Origin of the sequence: Amycolatopsis sp. lyj-112, from assembly GCF_046549055.1 — a bacterium.
Lineage (GTDB): Bacteria > Actinomycetota > Actinomycetes > Mycobacteriales > Pseudonocardiaceae > Amycolatopsis.
In genome coordinates, this window is the sequence record NZ_JAJPWS010000008.1 from 254289 (window position 1) to 272334 (window position 18046).

Sequence of the window (18046 nt, forward strand, 5' to 3'; positions counted from 1 at the left end):
CTCATGTCTACGGAAGACGCGCTGCTCACCGGCCATGACCTGGTGCTCGCGCACCAAGAGCGGGCCGTGGTGGACGGCGTGTCCCTGTCACTGCGCGCGGGCACCGTGACCGCGCTGGTCGGTCCCAACGGCTCCGGCAAGTCGACGCTGCTGCGCTCGCTGGCGCGGCTGCACAAGCCTCTCGCGGGCAGTGTCCAGCTCGGCGACCGCACCGTCTGGGGCGGGAACGCGTTGTCCGGCAAGGAGTTCGCCCGCAAGGTCACCCTGCTGACCCAGCACCGGCCCACGCCCAGCGGGGTCTCCGTGCGCGACGTCGTCTCCTACGGCCGCTACCCGTACCGCTCGGGCTGGCGCGGGGTGGACGCCGACGGCACCGCCGCGATCCGCCGCGCGATGGAACTGACCGGCGTGACGCCGATGGCCGAACGCGGTGTCGACGAACTCTCCGGCGGCGAACTGCAGCGCGTCTGGCTGGCGTCCTGCCTCGCGCAGCAGACCTCGGTCCTGCTGCTCGACGAGCCCACCAACCACCTCGACCTGCGCTATCAGGTCGAAATCCTCGACGTCGTCCGCGATCTGGCCAACGAAGGCGTCGCGGTCGGCGTGGTGCTGCACGACCTCGACCACGCGGCGATCATCGCCGACGAGGTCGTGCTGCTGAGCGAGGGAACCATCGTGGCCGCGGGTGACATCGGGCAGGTGCTCACCACCGAGCACCTCTCCCAGGCCTACGGCGTCACCGTCCACGTCGCGAACGACCCGGTCACGGGCGCGATCCACTGCAGGCCACTCGGGCGGCATTCGCCCAGGCCCGCCTGAGAAATCCAGGAAGAACCATGCGTTTGCTGACCCCTGCCGCGCTCCTCGCGACGGCAGCGCTGCTGCTGTCCGCCTGCGGCACCACCGAGACCCCCGCGGCCGCGCCGAGTGAGCAGGCCCCCGCGAGCGGGCCGGTCACGGTGACCGACGCGCGCGGCAAGGCCGTCACCCTCAAGGCCCCCGCGAAGCGTGTCGTCGCGCTGGAGTGGGGCGAGGCCGAGATGCTCGCGTCGCTCGGCGTCATGCCGGTCGGCGCCGCGGACGTCGCGGGCTACAACGTCTGGGACAAGGCCGTCCCGCTGACCGCCGAGGTCAAGGACGTCGGCAAACGCAACGAGCCCAGCGTCGACGCGATCGTCGGGCTCAACCCCGACGTCGTCATCATCGCCGAGGAGCGCGACTCGCCCTTGTTGCCGCAGATCGAGAAGTACGTCCCGGTCGTGGTCACCAAGACCAGCGACGCGACCCGCAACTTCGACCGGCTGCGGGAGGATTTCAAGCTGATCGCGAAGACGATCGGCAAGGAGACCGAGGCGGACAAGCAACTGTCCGAAATGGACGCCAAACTCGCCGAGGGCAAGAAAGCCGTCGAGAGCAAGGGCGCCGCGGGCACCCCGTTCCTGATGGCCGACGGTTACCTCGAAGGAAGCACCGTCAGCATCCGCCCGTTCGGCAAGGGTTCGCTGGTCTCCGACACCGCCGAAGCCGTCGGCCTCAAGAACGTCTGGACCGGCCAGGTCGACCCGCAGTGGGGTCTCGGCCAGACCGACGTCGAGGGCCTGACCGCGATCACCGACCCGAAGACCGTGCTGTTCTACAGCGCGTCCGAAGAGGACGTCTTCACCACCGGGCTCGCGCAGAACGCCGTCTACCAGCGGCTGCCGTTCGTGGTGTCGAAGAAGATCCACAAGCTGGAGCCTGGCACGTGGACCTTCGGCGGACCCAGGTCGGTCATCTTCACCGCCGACCAGATCGTGAAGGCCATCACCGCCTGATGATCACTGAAGTGCGTGCGCCGCAAGCCGTGCGCACCATGGTGGTGTCGGCGGGACTGGTCGCGCTGATCGTCGTCCTCGCCGGCATCCACCTGACACAGGGCACCTCGACATCCGGCCCGCTGGACGTCGTGAAGGCGCTCTTCGGCCAGGGCGACGCGCAAACCCTCGCGGTACTCGAGGGTTCGCGCGTCCCCCGGCTGCTCGCCGCGTTGCTCCTCGGGGTCGCGCTCGGCGTCGCCGGTGCGGGAATGCAGTCCGTGGCAAGGAATCCGCTCGCTTCGCCCGACACGCTCGCGGTCAACGCGGGCGCGCATTTCGCCGTGGTGGCCCTCTCCGCGTTCGGGCTTTCGCTGCCGCTCGTGCCGGTGGGCGGGGCGGCGTTCGCCGGCGGGCTCGCCGCGGCCGTCATCGTGCTGGGCCTGGCGGGCGGCGGTGCCGCGAGTCCGCGGCTGGTGCTCGTCGGCTCCGCGATGCTGCTCGCGATCCAGTCGGTGACCATCCTGCTGATGCTCATGTTCGAGCAGGAGACCTCCGGCCTGTTCGCCTGGGGCAGCGGGTCGCTGACGGTCAGCGATCTGCGCGCAACCGGGCAGATGACGCCGATCGTGGTGGTCGCCGTCGTGGTGCTCATCGCGATGGGCCGCAAACTCGACGTCCTCGCCCTCGGCGACGACAACGCGACCGTGCTCGGCCTGCGGGTGCGGGAAACGCGGATCGGCGCGATCGTGCTGACCGTCGCGCTGACCGCGGCCGCGGTGACCGTCGCCGGGCCGGTCGGGTTCGTCGGGCTGAGCGCGCCGGTGATCACGAAGCTGCTGCTGCCGATCGCCAAGCACCGGGTGCTGCTGCCGGTGTCCGGGCTGGTCGGGGTGGTGACGGTGCTCGGCGCCGACGTCGTCCTGCGGGCGATCATGGGCTCCGCCGACGCCGTACGGGTGCCGACCGGTGTCGTCACCACGGTCATCGGCGCCATCGTCATGGTGTGGCTGGCGCGGCGCGGACGGGGCAGTGGCTCGCGCCGTCCGGCTCCGGCCGGACGGGTCGGACTCGCCGGTTCGAAACGACGGCTGGTGCTCATCTCCGCCGGGCTGGTGGTGCTGCTCGCCGTCGTCCCCGTCCTGGGCATGATGCTCGGCGACCGCATGGTGCTGCTGGGCGACCTGATGAACTGGGTCACCGGGAACACCGGGACGGCGCTGACTTTCGTGCTCGACCAACGGCTTCCGCGGGTACTCGCCGCGCTGGCGGCTGGTGCCGCGCTCGCGGTGTCCGGCTGCGGGATCCAGTCGGTGAGCCGCAACCCGCTCGCCGAACCCGGTCTGCTCGGCATCACGGCGGGAGCCGGGCTCGGCGCGATCACGCTGATCACCGCGGTCCCGCTGGCCGGCGCGTGGGAGATCGCGGGTGCCGCCGGTCTCGGTGCCGCCGTGATCTTCGTGCTGGTCTATGGCCTGGCGTGGCGTTCGGGGCTGGATTCGGACCGGCTGGTGATCATCGGCATCGCGGTCTGGTCGGCCGGGATGGCGCTGATCACGCTGCTGATCGTCGTCTCCGACCCGTGGAACTCGGCCAAGGCGCTGACCTGGCTTTCGGGTTCGACCTACGGCCGCACGCTGGAGCAGGTGGCGCCGGTGGCGCTCTCGCTGGTCCTGCTGACGCCGTTCCTGTGGGTGAAGCACCGCGAACTCGACCTGCACACCCTCGACGAGGACACGCCACGAGTGCTCGGGTTGCGCATCGAACGGTCCCGCCTGCTGATCCTGGGAGCGTCCGGGATCCTCGCGGCCACCGCGGTTTCCGCGATCGGCGTGGTCGCGTTCGTCGGGCTGGTCGCGCCGCATCTGGCGCGGTCGCTGGTCGGCGGGCGGCACGGCCGGGTGCTCCCGGTCGCGGCGGCGCTCGGGGCACTGCTGGTGAGCCTCGCGGACACGCTCGGGCGGACGGTCATCGCGCCCGCCCAGATCCCGGCCGGCCTGGTCATCGCGCTGGTCGGGACGCCGTACTTCGTGCTGGTGCTCTGGCGGACCCGGCCCTGAAAGCGCGTGAGGGCCACCCTCAGGGACTCTGAGTCCCTGAGGGTGGCCCTCACGCGCTTTACTACAGGGTCTTTTCGAGGCGGCTCGCGAGGAGCTTGGTGAAGCGGGCGGGGTCGCCGAGTTCGCCGCCCTCGGCGAGCAGGGCCATGCCGTAGAGCAGTTCGGCGGTCTCGGCGAGACCCTCGTTCTCGCCGTGTTCGGCGAAGTTGGCCCGCAGCCCGGAGACCAGCGGGTGGCCCGGGTTGAGTTCCAGGATCCGCTTGATCTGCGGCATTTCCTGGCCCATCGCGCGGTACATCTTCTCCAGCGTCGGCGTGACGTCGTTCGTGTCACCGACGATGCACGCGGGCGACGTCGTGAGCCTCGACGAGAGCCGGACCTCCTTGACCTGCTCGGCAAGAGAGGTCGTCAGCCAGGTGAGGAGTCCGGAGAACTCCTCCTTCTGCTCGTCGCTGGTCTCGGAGTCGAGTTCGACCTCGCCCTTGGCGACCGACTGGAACAGCTTCTCCTCGAAGGCCGGGACGGCGTCGACCCACATCTCGTCGATCGGGTCGGTGAGCACGAGCACCTCGTATCCCTTGGCCTGGAAGGCTTCCAGGTGCGGGGAGTTCTCGATGCTCTGCCGCGATTCGCCGGTCAGGTAGTAGATGTGCTCCTGGCCGTCCTTCATCCGCCCGACGTACTCGCTCAGCGACGTCAGCTTCTCCGGGTCATTCGTCGAAGCGAAGGAACAGATGTCGAGGATCGCGGTGCGGTTCTCGAAGTCGTCCAGCAGGCCTTCCTTGACCGCGCGGCCGAACTCCTTCCAGAACGTCTCGTACTTGAAGGCGTTCTCGGACGCCATCAAGGTCTTGACCGTCGAAAGGACCTTCTTGACCAGGCGACGGCGGATCAGCTGGATCTGCCGGTCCTGCTGCAGGATCTCGCGCGAGACGTTGAGCGAGAGGTCCTGCGCGTCGACGACGCCCTTGACGAAGCGCAGGTACTCCGGCATCAGCGCTTCGCAGTCGTCCATGATGAAGACGCGCTTCACGTACAGCTGGACGCCGCGTTTGCGTTCCCGCATGAACAGGTCGAGCGGCGCGTGTCCCGGCAGGAACAGCAGCGCCTGGTACTCGAAGGTGCCCTCGGCCTGGAGCCGGATCGTCTCCAGCGGGTCGTTCCAGTCGTGCGCGACGTGCTTGTAGAACTCGTTGTACTCGTCTTCGGTGACGTCGCTGGAGGACCGGGCCCACAGCGCCTTCATCGAGTTGACCGTCTCGACTTCTTCGCCTTCGGTCATCCGGATGGGCCAGGTGATGAAGTCCGAGTACTTCTTGACGATCTGCTTGATCTTCGCGGCCGAGGTGTAGTCGAAGAGCTGGTCTTCGGTGTCCTCGGGCTTGAGGTGCAGGGTGACCGTCGTGCCCTGCGGGAGGTCGGGGACCGTCTCGATGGTGTACGTGCCTTCGCCGGCCGACTCCCACTGGACGCCTTCGTCCGAGCCCGCGTGGCGCGTCCGCAGCGTGACCTTGTCGGCCACCATGAAGCTGGAGTAGAAGCCGATCCCGAATTGGCCGATCAGGTCCTGCGAGGCCGCGGAATCCTTGGTCTCCTTGAGCTGCTTCAGGAATTCGGCCGTCCCGGACTTGGCGATCGTGCCGATCAGCGCGACGACGTCCTCCCGGCTCATCCCGATTCCGTTGTCCCGCACGGTCAGCGTGCGGTTTTCGGGGTCGGTGGCGATCTCGATGTGGAGATCGCCGGTGTCCGCCTGAAGATCCTTGTCGCGGAACGCTTCTAAGCGCAGTTTGTCCAATGCGTCGGAGGCGTTGGACACCAGTTCCCGCAGGAAGGTGTCCTTGTTCGAGTAGATCGAGTGGATCATCAGCTGAAGCAGCTGACGTGCCTCCGACTGGAACTCGAGTGTTTCGACAGAGGTGGTCACGCCGCGATATTACCGAGTACCGATCCGGCTCAAGCGAGCCTCTGCCTGGCGACCTCCGTCAGGCCGTCGCCGGAGGCCTGTTCGATCGTCGTGACGGCCGACCGGCCGGTGGTCACGACGGTCGCGACGACGTTGCCGAAATGCGGCCCCGACGTCTTGGTCCAGGTGAGCGGCTCCGGCTCGACGCCGCCTCGGCGGGCCCACCGGCGGGCGACGTTCGCCAGCGAGGCCGACCAGGTGGCGGCGAAGGCCAGCCGGAGTGGCCGCGGCATGGCGTTGTGGACCGGCGAGCAGGTGAGCTGGTAGACCGCCGAGGTCACCGGCTCGGGATAGCGCGCCTCGGCGATGTAGGCGTGGTGGACGTCGCCGGAGAGCACCGCGATGGTCGCGGGCGGATCGTCGCGCCGTCCCTCCCGGGCGATCATCGCGGACAGCCTGTCGAACGACGCGCGGAACGCCGCCCAGTGTTCGAGGTCGCCGGCCTGCCGGATCTTCTCCGCGAGGCGGCCGCGCCATCCGGGCCGGCCGCAGGCTCGCTCGTTGAGCGATTGCAGGTGGGAGATGACCGGCGGCAGCAGCCACGGCAGCGACGACCCGATGAGCAGGTGGTCGCAGGCGCTCCGGGCATTTTCCTCGATCCACGCGAACTCGTCGTCGTCGACCATGGACCGCGCGCCGCCGGCCAGGATGCGGCCGGCCCGGCTGTCGATGACCAGCAGCCGCACCTTGCCGAAGTCACGGCGGTAACTCCACCGCGCGCCCTTGGTGCCGTCGCGTTCGTCGTCGGCCTCGTCGGCGAACGCGACGAGCAGATCGGCGTTGTCCCCGCCGGATTTGAGGGCCTTCTGGAAGGTCGGATCCTCGGCGAGTTCGGCGGGGCCGAGGTTCCCGAGGTGCTGGTAGGCCCAATAGGACATGATCGCCCCGCGCAGGCGCTCCTGCCACCACGGCTGCGCGCGTATCCGCTGCCGCCAGGCGTGCGAGGTGTTCCAGTCGTCGCGGACGTCGTGGTCGTCGAAGATCATCGACGTCGGCACCGTGGAGAGCAGCCAGCGGATCACCGGTTCACCCCAGGCCTCGTGGTAGAGGTGCGTGTACTCCTCGAAATCGGCCACCTCCGTGCCCGGCGGCTGGGAAGTGTCACGGCGTCGCGCGAGCCATTCCTTGGTCTCGTCGGTGGTTTCGTCGGCGTACACCTGATCGCCGAGCATGAGCAACGCCTGCGGCCACTCGGCGTCGTCACCGCCGGCCATCCGGCGGGCGTAGGCGGCGAGCGCGTCCGGGCCGTAGACGTCGCCGTCGTGCGGTTTGCGGCAGGAACCGAACACGAGCCGGAACCGGGCGTCGTCCGGGGACAGCGTCTTGATCCGGCTCGGCGGGAACTCGGACGCCTCTTCGGGCCAGACCTTTTCGCCGTCCACGCGTACCTCGTACTCGGTGCGGGTGCCGGGCTCGAGCCCGGTCAGCACCACGAGCGCGAAGTGGTGGCCGCGGATCTCGAACGTCTTCGCCTGGGTGCCGAGGACCTCGACCTCCGCCGGGCCCCCGGTCTCCACCCACACCGTCGCCGAGGTGTCATCGACGTGGCGCAGCAACGGACCCAACAGGAGGCTCATCCCTGTCACGGTGCCACAGGCGGGCGAAGATCGTGCGCTGAGCGGACCGGCGCTAGTTCGCCGGACCGGTCCAGCCGTCCGGCACGTACCCGACCCGGATCCGCTGCGGGTGGTCGCCGACCGGGATGGACTTCACCTTCGCGCCGGTGGCGAAGTCGATCGCGGTCACCTGGTCCGAGCCGCTTTCCGAGATGACGCAATGCCTTCCGTCACCGTTCACGGTCGCCCAGTACGGCTTCGCCGCCGATACGAGCGAGGCCTCCTGAAGCGTCGTGCGGTCCACGATGGTGGCGTAGTCGTCCATCGTCCCGGCGACGCAGAGCTTGTCACCGGCCGGACTCATCGACAGCCCGTGATGGCGCGAGTCGTTGACCCAGGTCGTGCGGTCCTCGCTGGTGTTGGGGTTCTTCGGCAACGTCTTCGACCGGGTGATGCGGTCGGTCGCGACGTCGTATTCGAGGAGGCCGTTGAAGAACGACACCTGGAAGTACAGCTTCGACTCGTCCGGGGTGAACGCCACCGGGCGAACGGCGTCCGAAAGATCCTTGCGGCCGAAGGCGTCCAGACGCTGGCGCATGTCGATGACCTTGACCTGCTGGAAGGTCTTCGCGTCGGCGATGGTGAGGCGCCGATCGCCCTTGGTGAAGTCCTGCCACGGCGCGTCGAGCGCGGTGTTCACCTCGCCGATGGAGCTGTTCCAGAGGTACCGGCCGCCGTCGGTGTAGGTGTTCTCGTGCGGTTTGTCGCCGGTCTTGAACGACCCCAGCTGCTGCCCGGTCTCGATGTTCAGCACGTGGACGGTGTTCGACGTCGAGGCGGACACCGCGATGCTGCGCCCGTCCGGCGAGACGGCCATGTGGTCGGCGCGGAACCCGGACACCGGGAACCGCCAGTTGACCCGGCCACTGGCCAGGTCGATCGACACGACATCGGCGAAACTCGGGCGGGACGCGACGACCGAACGGCCGTCCGGCGTCGTGTAGAGGTCATCGACGAGCTGGTCGTGCCCCTCGCCGACGCCGTTGCGGATACCGAGGAAGAACGCGAGCTTGATCGGGTTCAGGTAGATCTCGGTGAGCCGTTCGTCCTTGTCCGGCACCATGTCGACGCGCGCGATCTTCGCGTAGTCGCCGGACGAGCGGATGACGTCCGCGGTCCCTTCCCAGTTGTTGCCCACGAACAGGACCTGACGCAGCCCGGCGCTCGCCCCGGCCACGGGCACCGTGCCGAGGGCGGCGACGGCGAGACAAGTCACGATGAGGGTGTTCAGCAGCCGGCGTTTCCGCATCACGCGTACCTTTCGGCGGGGTCCTGTTACCTTTCGGTAGCTCACAGGAAACCAACCGATCGGACACCCTCGGTAGGGCCCGGTCGCCAAGGGCCGCGCGGTTCGTTGTGCACCGGCCACAACCTCCGCGGGAAGGCGGAGGCGATGGCGTCACTGCACGACGTGCTCAGCGCGATGGCCGCCGACGCCGAAGTCGTCGAAGAGGTGGTGCGGGCCGCGCGCACCGAGTCGCCGGAAGTGGCCCGGCTGCCGGTGACCGAAACCCGGCGGCACGTCGCGATCGTGCTCGCCGCCGGTCTCGCCGCCTTCGAGCGGCCGGGCGGGACGAGTGAGCAGGACTTCGCCGCGGCCGCCGTCCTCGGCGCCGACCGCGCCGCGCAGGGCATCCCGATCGCGGCGCTGCTGCGCGGGGTGCAGGCGGGCCGCAGCCGCGCGGTCGAGATCGCCGTCGGACGCGGCAGGGCGGCCGGGGTGCCGGACGACGTCATGCTGGCGGCGCTGGTCGACTTCGACCGGAACACCCGCGCGCTCGAACGCCAGGTGATCGCCGGCTATCACGAGGCCGAACTCGAACTCTCGCGCACGGTCCACGACACCCGCGTGCGGCTGCTGCGGCGGTTACTCGGCGCCGACCACACGGTGCCGTCGGCCGACGAGGTCGCGCAGGGCGGGCTGAACCCGGACGCGCGATATCACTGCCTGCTCTCGGACGTCACCGACCCGTACCAGGCCCGCGTCGTGGAGCGACGGCTTCGTGCGACGGGCGGGATCTTCGGGTTGGTGGAGGGACGGCTGACCGGGTTGGCGCCACGGCTCCCCACGTCGTCGGCACTCGGCGACGACGTCCTGCTGGTGGCCTCCCCCGCCGCCCCGCTCACCGAGATCCGGGGGCTGTATTCCTTGTGCGCGAAGGCCGTGCCGACGGCCGCGCGAGGGCGCCCGCGGGGCCTGTACGCGGTGACCGATCTGGCCGTCGAGACCGCGCTCGCCGCGCAACCGGAGCTGGCTGCCCTGGTCAGCGACGCCGTTCTCGACGCCCTGATCCCCGGCGACGCCTTCCACGGCCAGCTCGTCTCCACCGCGCTGGCCTACCTCGACCACGGACGGCGCCTCGACCAGACCGCCGCCGCGCTGCACGTCCACGCGAACACCGTCCGGTACCGGCTCGGAAGGCTTCAGGAGATCACCGGGTCGTCGCTCGACCTGCTGGACGAGGCCGAAGGGTCCCAGGTGGTGCACACCCTGCAATGGTGGTGGGCGCTGCGAACCTGGCTGAACCGCACGGGCCCGCCATCCGTGTAACCCGATGAGGGCCTGTCCCCCGCGCACCGGGACGGCGTCCGGTCGGTCACGGAAAGGTTGCCCTGTGTTGTCGTTATCGCCAAGCCCCGGTCTGGTGGGCCTGCCGGGTGACCGGACGGCCGCCCGCGAGATCCTGACCAGCGCGGTGACCACCCTTTCCGCCGTCCTCGTGCTGTTCGCGATGCTCGCGCCGAACGGCCTCGACAGGTTCACGCCCGAGGCGTTCGTACGGCTGCCGGTGGAGGCGCTGCTCGGGGTGGCCGTCGTGCTCATGCTGCGGGAAGGCGCCCGGCGGATCGTGGCGGTGCTGGCCGGGGCGGTCCTCGGCCTGATGACCGTCATCAAGGCCATCGACCTCGGTTTCGGGATCGCGCTGAACCGGCGGTTCAACCCGGTGTTCGACTGGGGTGTGCTCGGCAACGGCGTCGACCTGCTCGGTACGTCGATCGGTCAGACGGCCGCGATCGCGTCGTTCGCCGGGCTGACGCTGCTGGCCGTGGTCGTGATCGTCCTGATGGCGCTGGCCGTGCTGCGGCTGAGCCGCGTGGTGGCCGGGCGCCGCACCGCTTCGACGCGCGTGGTGGCCGTGCTCAGCGTGGTCTGGATCGCGTGCGCGGTGTTCGGGGTCCAGCTGGCGCCCGGGCATCCACTCGCGTCACGCAGTGCCGTCGCCTACGCGTACGACGACCTCCGCCAGGTGCGGGCGGACCTGCGAGACCGGAAGGCCTTCGCCGACGAGGTCGCCGTCGACGCCTTTCGCGACACCCCGGCGTCCGGACTGCTGAACGCGTTGCGCGGCAAAGACGTCCTGTTCACCTTCATCGAGAGCTACGGCCGCGTGGCCGTCCAGGATTCCGACATCGCCCCCAAGGTCGACGCCGTCCTCGACGCCGGGACCGCGCAACTGAAGAACGCCGGATACGGCTCGCGCAGCGCGTTCCTGACCTCGCCGACGACGAGCGCGGGCAGCTGGCTGGCGCACTCGACGTTCCAGTCCGGTGTGTGGGTCGACAGCCAGCACCGCTACGACGACTTCGTGAAGACCGACCGGTTCACCCTCGGCGGCGCGTTCGAACGCGCGGGCTGGGACACCGTCGGCGTCGTCCCCGCACACACCGAGGACTGGCCCGAGGGCGGGGTCTACGGCTACGACCGCTACTACGACTCGCGCAACATCGGCTACCGCGGCCCGCCGTTCTCCTACGCCACGATGCCCGACCAGTTCACGCTTTCCGCCTTCCAGCGCGCCGAACGCGCCAAGCCGGGCCACCCGCCGCTGATGGCGGAGATCGACCTCGTCACCAGCCACTGGCCGTGGACGCCGCTCCCCCGGACGGTCGACTGGAACGCCGTCGGCGACGGGTCGATCTACAAACCCATGCCGTCGCAAGGGAAAACGCCCGAAGAGGTCTTCACCGACCCGGCCAAGGTGCGCGGCGCGTACGGCGACTCGATCGCCTATTCGCTGAACTCGCTGATCTCGTACGTGGAGAACTACGGCGACGACGACCTCGTGCTCGTGTTCCTCGGCGACCACCAGCCGAACCCGATCGTCGCCGGGGAGGGCGCCGATCACGACGTCCCGATCACCGTCGTCACGCGGGACAAGGCCGTGCTGGACAAGGTCGCCGGGTGGAACTGGCAGGACGGCCTGAACCCGGACCGGAACGCCCCCGTCTGGCAGATGAACACGTTCCGGGACCGGTTCCTGACCACTTTCGCGCACTGACCGTGGGTACGTGAGGGCGCGGACGGCGGTTTCGCGTGACTGCAGGGACGACACGCGTGTTCAGACGGACGGCGAGCGTGTTCAGACGGACGACACGGGGCGGAGTCCGGCCGCGGGTGTGTCGTCCGTCCAGTCACACGTTCCGTCCCTGCAGTCACACGTGTCGTCCGTCCAGTTACGTCCGGCGACGCGTGGCACGGGCTCGTGAGTGTTTTGGGTCGACCCAAATCACTCACGAGGGCGACTAATCGCGGATATGCCGCCGAACGTGGTCGAGCAGTTCCTCGCCCGCGGTACCGGACGCGTAGCGCGCGGACATCAGTGCGCGGATCGCGGCGGACAGCGCGTCGGGGTTGGTCGCGCTGTGGATCGCCTGCCACAGCCACGAATGCTCCCGATGGGCGCTCAGCTGCGACTTCCTGGCCAGGATCTCCGCCTCCGGGCTCAGCCGGCGCGCGGACAGCGTCTCCGCGACGACGGGGTCTCCGGCGACACCGGCGTGCTCGGCCGCTGCCGAAGCCGCCTGCCAGGCAAGGTCCCGCAACGTCTCTTCGGGCAGGAACGCCAGCCTGTCGGTGTCGGCGCCCAACGGGCCGCTGCCGGGGAACTTGCGCGAGCCGTCGGCTTCGCGCACCTCGGGATACAGCTGCGGCAGTTGCGGCAAGATCCGGTAGGCGACGTCGTCCGAAGTCATCTGTTCGATGTCCTCGGGCCGCATCCGGTAGCCGGTGTACCGCTCGATCGCGACGAGCGCCTTCCCCTTCCGGTCGCGGTAGCCATCGAAATCGAGGCCTGCCAACGCTTCGAGCACGCCCGGGTCTTCGATCTCTTCCGCGTACCCGAGTTCGAACCCCGCGTGGACGGTTCCGTTGTCCGCGAAGGACAACCGGGTCACGGCGTTGACGTTCCAGAACAGGCTCGCCGTCCGGCCGGCCCGCGACAGCGGCTCCAGCACCGGCCCGTGCGAACCCTGGAAGCCGTTGAATTCGGCGGCCAGCACCCCACCCTCGACGGGCAGCACGACCACCCACGGATCGAGGTCGAACTCCTGCGACAGTTCCAGCGCGGACACCGGCTCGGCCGGGTCCGCACCGAAGCCGCGGAGGACCTCGTCCGGTGAGGCGCCCGCGACGATCGTGACCGTCGCCGCGTCGCTGAGCGCGCTTTCGCCGATCCAGCGGTAGACGACTTCCGGCGAGTCCTCGATCTCGGGTACGGGTTCACCCCGCAGGACATGGCCGAGCCGATCGCTGCGCTTGTGCACGAGATCCGGCCCCGGCGGCGCCTCCCAGAGCACGAGTTCGTAGCGCTCGCTCTCCCCGCCGTCCCGGCCGATCGCGTGCACCCGGACCCGGAAATCTCCCGGCCACGGCGGGGTTTTCGGCCGATGACGGCTGCTTTCGCCCAGGATGGCGTCGCCTTGCCCGGCCCGCCAGGAGACCTCGGCGACCTCGTCCCACCAGTCGGCGTCCACCGTGTCCGGCGGCCCTTCGAGAACCCGTGTCGACACGTTCACCTGGCCCTCGCCGAGTCCGGTCCGGACGGCGACTCCGCCGGGAACCACGGCGACCAGGCCGTTTCCGCTGAAGTCCGCCTCGCCTTCGGCCGGCCGCTCGGCGAGGGTGAAACGGTGACCGCTCACCTCGGCCGAACCCGACGAGGACACGGGGAGCACGTACTCGGCCCGGCGTTTTTCCAGCAACGCGGCCGCATACGCGGGCGGCATCGGTTTTTCGCTCAACAGAGCCGAAGCGGCACCGAGCGCGACCCCGACGACGACCGCGGGCTTCCCGGCGAGCAGCGGGGCGCCGACCCGGCGCAGGATCGGCACCGCGACCGCGAGAGCCAGCGCGATGTATGCGGCACCGTGTTCGGCGGCGAGTTCCTCCTCGCCGCCGACGTCGGGCCCTGGCGCCAGCAACGGGAGCACGGCCTCACGCGTGGCCAGTTCGGCGGCCAGCGCCACGATCGACCCGGAGATCCCCGGCCGGAGCTGGTCGAGCAGCCGGACCGCGGTGACTGTCTCGGGGCTCGGCCCGCCCATCGTCGCGAAACCGAAGGTCTGCGGGGTCGTCTCCGGACCCGGCACCGCCGCGGCGACCTCGTCCGGGACGTCGACCGTCAGCTCGTCCAGGGTCAGTTCCAGCGCGCCGAGCAGCCGTTCGGAGACCGGATCGCCGAGGGAACGCAGGCGGCTCAACACTTCCGACTCGCCGTGCCCGCGCGCCCACCGCCCTGTCCGCAGTGTGAAGACGTCCGTCCGCGGCTCCGGCGCACCCAGCCTGCCGAGCGCGGCCGCCGGGCCGCGCGGGATCCGGCCGAGCAGCACCGGGACCAGCTCGGTGACCACCGGCACGAGTGCGTCCGCCACACCCGGCGGCATTTCCGCACGCTCTTCCACCCCAGACCTCCCATGCTTCGTCGTCGCGAGGCACGGTAGCGATCACCACCGACGATTTCAGCCGGGCAGGACCGACCGGACGGCCTCGGGTGTCCGCGCGACGACCGTCGTGCCGTCGTCGGCGGTGATGATCGGCCGCTGGATCAGCTTCGGATGCGCGGCCAGCGCCTTGATCCACCGGTCACGATCGGCCGGCGTCCGGCCCCAGGTCTTCAGCTCGAGTTCCTTCGCGATCGGCTCGGCGGTGCGCGTGATGTCCCACGGTTCGAGCCCGAGCCGCTTGAGAACCGCCTTGAGTTCCTTCGCCGTCGGCGGTTCTTCGAGATACCGCCGCACGGTGTACTCGGCACCCGCCTCGTCCAGCATCGACACCGCCGACCGGCATTTACCGCACGCCGGGTTCACCCAGATCTCCATCGCGCCTCATTTCGTCGCGAAAGTGCTCATTCGGTGAGCACTTTGCTTCCGATGATGGTCACAGACTCCTACGACGAGAGGAACCGGCCATGTCTGGGACCACCTTCACCGCCACCACCCCCGCCGAGTGGCGTGCCTGGCTCGCCGAGCACGCCGGTACCGAGCAGGAGATCTGGCTGGTCATCCGGCACAAGGACAGCGGGATCCCGAGCATCCGCATCGCCGAGGCGATGGAACAGGCGCTGTGCTTCGGCTGGATCGACGGGCTCCACCGGAAGAACGACGCCACCAGCTCCCGGCTCCGGTTCACGCCGCGCTCTCCTCGCAGTTCCTGGAGCCGGGTCAACCGCGACCGGGCGGCCGACCTGATCGCGCGGGGCCTGATGACCGCGCAGGGGCAGGCGATGATCGACCTGGCCAAGGCGAAGGGCCGTTGGCAGGTCGTGCCGGACGACGTGGGCGTCCCCGACGACCTGCGCGCGCGACTGGACGCGAACACCGCCGCCCGCGACAACTTCGAGCAGTTCCCGCCTTCGTCGAAGAGGCTGATCCTGGAATGGATCGTGACGGCCAAGAAACCGGAGACCCGGCAACGGCGGATCACGAAGACCGTCGACCTCGCGGCCGAGAACGTCCGCGCCAACCACCCGGTGAGGTGACTAGTCCGCGTCGCGGCGCGCGACGAGGATGGCGATGTCGTCCTGCGCCGGTGTCGTTCCGACGAGCGCGGCCATCACTCGCGCGCACACCACGCCGGGCGGTTCGACGGTGACGACCTCGGTGAGCCGCTGCAGCCCGGCGTCGATCGGGCTGGCGCGGCGCTCCACGAGACCGTCGGTGTAGAAGGCGAGGACGGAACCGGGCGACAGCCCGACGACGGTCTTTCGACGGCGCGGCCCCGAGACACCGATGGGCGGATCGACCGCGGCGCCGACGAGCACCGAGGGTTCACCGGGCACCGCCAGCACCGGGTTCAGGTGCCCCGCGAGGGAAAGTGCCACGCTGTCCCGCGACGCCGTCACGATCCCGTACGCGACGGTGGCCAGCGCGCCGGGCTCGAAGTACTGGACCTTCCGGTCCAATTTGGACAGAACCTCCGCCGGGTCGTCCGATTCGAGGGCATAGGCGCGAAGCGCGCTCCGCAGCCGTCCCATGATCACGGCGGCGTTGAGACCGTGCCCGGCGACGTCGCCCATCACGATCCCCAGCCTGTCCCCGGGCAACGGGAACAGGTCGTACCAGTCACCGCCGACCCCGGGTTCGGTACCCGGCACGTACCGCGCGGAGAACTGCATCCCGCGGATCGTGGGCAACCGGCCGGGCAGCAGGCTCCGCTGCAGCGCGGCCGCGGCGGCGCGATCGGTGAGGGAGACGTCGATCTGCACTTCGAGCGCGAGCCGTGCGGCCACCAGCGTCAGCAGTTCGACGTCGGACTCGGGGAAATCGCGCGGTGTCATCGATCCGACGTGCAGCACGCCGACCAGTTCGTCGCCCGCGATCATCGGCACCCCGAGCAGGACCCGCAGCCCCCGTTCCCGCAGGAGCGTGTTCACCACGGTGGTCTCGTCGACCCGGTCGAGGATCACCGGTCGCCGTTCGGCGGCCACCCGGCCGGCGAATCCCGCGCCGACGGCGATCCGGACGTCCTGGTAGACCTCTTCCTCGATCCCGGACGCGGCGACGGCCCGCAGCAGCTGCGCCGCCGGGTCGTGCCGGAGCACCGTGGCCGTGTCGACGTCGAGCACCTCGCGCACGCGCGCGAGGATCGTCGCCATCACCTTTTCCTGACCGAGGTGCCCCAGCGCCGCGTCAGTGATGGCTTCGAGCACCTGGAGCCGGTCATCGGCCGTCGGGGTCCCGGACATGCGCAGAAGCCTAGCCAGTTCGGCGACCGATGCCACCACACGTCACGCTTTCCGTGACGCTGTCCACTTTCCGGCGAGTTCATCCAGCCCGGCGGCCAGTTCGGCACTAGGCGGGATCGCGTCGCGAGGAACGCGGGAGGCGAGCGCGGTGCCGAGCCCGGCCATCCGGATGACGGTGTCGATCAGCGCTTCCGGCTGCTCCGGCCAGTCGAAACCGGGCTGGGCGATCAGCAGGCTCACGCAGCCGTGCATGGCCGACCACAGGCCCATCGCGAGGATTTCCGGTTCGCCGCGCAGCGTCCCGGCTCGGACGCAGGCCGCGGTCGCGTCGGCGAGATGGCGGAAACAGGCGACCGCGCCCGGCGACGATCCACCGGACGGGCGCATCAGGAGTACGCGGTACTGCACCGGATGGTCCAGCGCGAACCGCGCGTAGACCCGAGCGCAGCGGCTGAGCGACCGCATCGGGTCGTCGACTTCGCCCGCGCGATCCCGCATCCGGTGCGCGAGTTCGTCCCACACCCGCAGGCAGACGGCCTCCAGCAACGCCTCGCGGTTCGGGAAGTGCAGGTACACCGAAGGAGTGGAAACGCCGGTGCGCTGGGCGACGGCACGCAAGGTCAGCGCCTGGTCGGTCCCCGTCTCACCGAGCAGCGCTTCGGCGGCGCGCAGGATCTCGTCCCGCAGCTTCTCTCCTTCACCCGGCCGGGCTTTCGTTCGCTTCGCGCCCATGCCGTGATGCTGCCAGCATTCACTTGACAGCGTCAACTTGACGGTGTCAACTCGGCTCATGGCGCACTTCCAGACCGCGACCGCCCTGGTCCGACGGGGTTCCGGCACCGTCTTCGACACCGAACTCGATCCTCAGTGGACGATCGGCGCGAAGCTGCACGGCGGCTATCTGCTCGCCGTGCTCGCCAAGGCCGCCGCCGAGGTGTCGGCGCATCCTCACCTCACCGCGATCAGCGGTTCGTTCTCGGTGGCGCCCGATCCCGGCCCCGCCGTGGTCGAGGTCGAGGTGCTGCGCGAAGGCCGCGGCCTCACCCAGCTGCGCGCCCGGCTGAGCCAGCACGGCAAACCCTGCACCGAAGCCCTGATCACCCAGGGCACGCTGGAGGACGGCGACGCGTGGTGGTCCGGGGTGTCGCCGGTCGAGATCCCGCCGGAGCAGGACTGCCTGCCCGTCCCAGCCGAGGGCGGCGGCTTCCGCATCGGCCTGATGGACGTCGTCGAGCAGCGGATCGACCCGGCCGCGGCCGGCTTCGCGGTGGGACAGCCGTCCCGGAAAGGCGTCATCTCGTCCTGGCTGCGGCTCGCCGACGGGTCCGACTGGGATCCGGTGAGCCTGCTCGTGGCGCTCGACCCGGTACCGCCGATCTCCTACGACCTCGGCATCGCCGGCTGGGCGCCGACCGTCCAGTTCACCGCGTACCTGCGCGGGCTCCCCGCGCCCGGCCCGGTGCGGGTGCGGATGCGCGCGGGCGAGATCGGCGGCGACCGGATGGACGAAGTGGCCGAGATCTGGGACGAGAAGAACCGGCTCATCGGGCAGGCCACGCAGATCGCCGCCGTACGAGTGCCCTGAATACCTCACGGTCTGCCCGGAAACCGGGCCCAGATGACGACGCCGGGAGTTAGGATCCGGCGT

Annotated in this window: 14 protein-coding genes; 7 read left to right on the plus strand and 7 right to left on the minus strand. The window is 69.7% G+C overall.

Going from position 1 to position 18046, the window contains the following annotated elements; translation table 11 throughout:
- Window positions 1-3: 3 nt before the first annotated feature.
- Genes ACLJRL_RS26165 through ACLJRL_RS26175 form a run of 3 tightly spaced genes read left to right on the plus strand, consistent with a single transcriptional unit; the run spans window position 4 to window position 3853 of the window.
- Entirely contained in the window at window positions 4-819 is an 816-nt protein-coding gene (locus ACLJRL_RS26165) for an ABC transporter ATP-binding protein (RefSeq protein WP_410658918.1), read from the plus strand.
- Window positions 820-836: 17 nt separating this feature from the next.
- Entirely contained in the window at window positions 837-1814 is a 978-nt protein-coding gene (locus ACLJRL_RS26170; RefSeq protein ID WP_410658919.1) for an ABC transporter substrate-binding protein, read from the plus strand.
- Window positions 1814-3853 (plus strand): iron ABC transporter permease, encoded by a 2040-nt coding sequence (locus tag ACLJRL_RS26175; protein WP_410658920.1) that lies wholly within the window; start codon window positions 1814-1816, stop codon window positions 3851-3853. The genes ACLJRL_RS26170 and ACLJRL_RS26175 overlap by 1 nt, the downstream gene beginning before the upstream one ends.
- A 61-nt stretch (window positions 3854-3914) precedes the next feature.
- On the opposite strand, the gene htpG is transcribed toward ACLJRL_RS26175, so the two are convergent.
- From htpG to ACLJRL_RS26190, 3 genes are read right to left on the minus strand one after another with little or no spacing between them, the layout of a single operon-like run.
- Window positions 3915-5780, minus strand: a complete 1866-nt coding sequence (gene htpG / locus ACLJRL_RS26180) for a molecular chaperone HtpG (RefSeq protein WP_410658921.1) — start codon at window positions 5778-5780, stop codon at window positions 3915-3917.
- A gap of 29 nt (window positions 5781-5809) precedes the next feature.
- Window positions 5810-7396, minus strand: coding sequence for an alkaline phosphatase D family protein (locus ACLJRL_RS26185; RefSeq protein ID WP_410658922.1), 1587 nt, complete (start codon window positions 7394-7396; stop codon window positions 5810-5812).
- A gap of 52 nt (window positions 7397-7448) precedes the next feature.
- Window positions 7449-8684, minus strand: a complete 1236-nt coding sequence (locus ACLJRL_RS26190; protein WP_410658923.1) for a YncE family protein — start codon at window positions 8682-8684, stop codon at window positions 7449-7451.
- A gap of 144 nt (window positions 8685-8828) precedes the next feature.
- On the opposite strand from ACLJRL_RS26190, the gene ACLJRL_RS26195 reads away from it, so the two are divergent.
- Window positions 8829-9986: a PucR family transcriptional regulator gene (locus ACLJRL_RS26195; protein WP_410658924.1), complete on the plus strand. Its 1158-nt coding sequence runs from the start codon at window positions 8829-8831 to the stop codon at window positions 9984-9986.
- 64 nt (window positions 9987-10050) lie between these two features.
- The gene (locus ACLJRL_RS26200) at window positions 10051-11715 is read left to right on the plus strand and encodes a sulfatase-like hydrolase/transferase (RefSeq protein ID WP_410658925.1); all 1665 of its coding nucleotides are present in this window, start codon (window positions 10051-10053) and stop codon (window positions 11713-11715) included.
- Window positions 11716-11959: 244 nt separating this feature from the next.
- Here the strand turns inward: ACLJRL_RS26200 and ACLJRL_RS26205 are convergent, their stop codons facing one another.
- Both ACLJRL_RS26205 and ACLJRL_RS26210 read right to left on the minus strand, forming a co-directional pair.
- Window positions 11960-14116 (minus strand): DUF6461 domain-containing protein, encoded by a 2157-nt coding sequence (locus ACLJRL_RS26205; RefSeq protein ID WP_410658926.1) that lies wholly within the window; start codon window positions 14114-14116, stop codon window positions 11960-11962.
- Between the two features lie 57 nt (window positions 14117-14173).
- Window positions 14174-14533 carry an arsenate reductase family protein gene (locus ACLJRL_RS26210; RefSeq protein WP_410658927.1) on the minus strand — a complete coding sequence of 120 codons (360 nt, stop codon included), beginning with the start codon at window positions 14531-14533 and terminating at the stop codon, window positions 14174-14176.
- An 89-nt stretch (window positions 14534-14622) separates the two neighbouring features.
- Here ACLJRL_RS26210 and ACLJRL_RS26215 point away from each other — a divergent pair, with 89 nt between their 5' ends.
- Complete coding sequence (locus ACLJRL_RS26215) at window positions 14623-15192, plus strand: YdeI/OmpD-associated family protein (RefSeq protein WP_410658928.1); 570 nt, start codon at window positions 14623-14625, stop codon at window positions 15190-15192.
- Here ACLJRL_RS26215 and ACLJRL_RS26220 read toward each other — a convergent pair whose 3' ends face one another.
- Entirely contained in the window at window positions 15193-16398 is a 1206-nt protein-coding gene (locus ACLJRL_RS26220) for a PP2C family protein-serine/threonine phosphatase (RefSeq protein WP_410658929.1), read from the minus strand.
- A 42-nt stretch (window positions 16399-16440) separates the two neighbouring features.
- Window positions 16441-17130, minus strand: coding sequence for a TetR/AcrR family transcriptional regulator (locus tag ACLJRL_RS26225; protein WP_410658930.1), 690 nt, complete (start codon window positions 17128-17130; stop codon window positions 16441-16443).
- Window positions 17131-17188: 58 nt separating this feature from the next.
- Between ACLJRL_RS26225 and ACLJRL_RS26230 the strand changes: the two genes are divergently transcribed.
- Window positions 17189-17983, plus strand: a complete 795-nt coding sequence (locus ACLJRL_RS26230) for a thioesterase family protein (RefSeq protein WP_410658931.1) — start codon at window positions 17189-17191, stop codon at window positions 17981-17983.
- Window positions 17984-18046 lie beyond the last annotated feature (63 nt).

Bases quoted from the DNA above. Each gene is read 5' to 3' on its own strand.
- ACLJRL_RS26165 (WP_410658918.1), top strand. From the start codon at position 4: ATGTCTACGGAAGACGCGCTGCTCACCGGCCATGACCTGGTGCTCGCG.
- ACLJRL_RS26170 (WP_410658919.1), top strand. From the start codon at position 837: ATGCGTTTGCTGACCCCTGCCGCGCTCCTCGCGACGGCAGCGCTGCTG.
- ACLJRL_RS26175 (WP_410658920.1), top strand. From the start codon at position 1,814: ATGATCACTGAAGTGCGTGCGCCGCAAGCCGTGCGCACCATGGTGGTG.
- ACLJRL_RS26185 (WP_410658922.1), bottom strand. From the start codon at position 7,396: ATGAGCCTCCTGTTGGGTCCGTTGCTGCGCCACGTCGATGACACCTCG.
- ACLJRL_RS26190 (WP_410658923.1), bottom strand. From the start codon at position 8,684: ATGCGGAAACGCCGGCTGCTGAACACCCTCATCGTGACTTGTCTCGCC.
- ACLJRL_RS26195 (WP_410658924.1), top strand. From the start codon at position 8,829: ATGGCGTCACTGCACGACGTGCTCAGCGCGATGGCCGCCGACGCCGAA.
- ACLJRL_RS26210 (WP_410658927.1), bottom strand. From the start codon at position 14,533: ATGGAGATCTGGGTGAACCCGGCGTGCGGTAAATGCCGGTCGGCGGTG.
- ACLJRL_RS26215 (WP_410658928.1), top strand. From the start codon at position 14,623: ATGTCTGGGACCACCTTCACCGCCACCACCCCCGCCGAGTGGCGTGCC.
- ACLJRL_RS26220 (WP_410658929.1), bottom strand. From the start codon at position 16,398: ATGTCCGGGACCCCGACGGCCGATGACCGGCTCCAGGTGCTCGAAGCC.
- ACLJRL_RS26225 (WP_410658930.1), bottom strand. From the start codon at position 17,130: ATGGGCGCGAAGCGAACGAAAGCCCGGCCGGGTGAAGGAGAGAAGCTG.
- ACLJRL_RS26230 (WP_410658931.1), top strand. From the start codon at position 17,189: ATGGCGCACTTCCAGACCGCGACCGCCCTGGTCCGACGGGGTTCCGGC.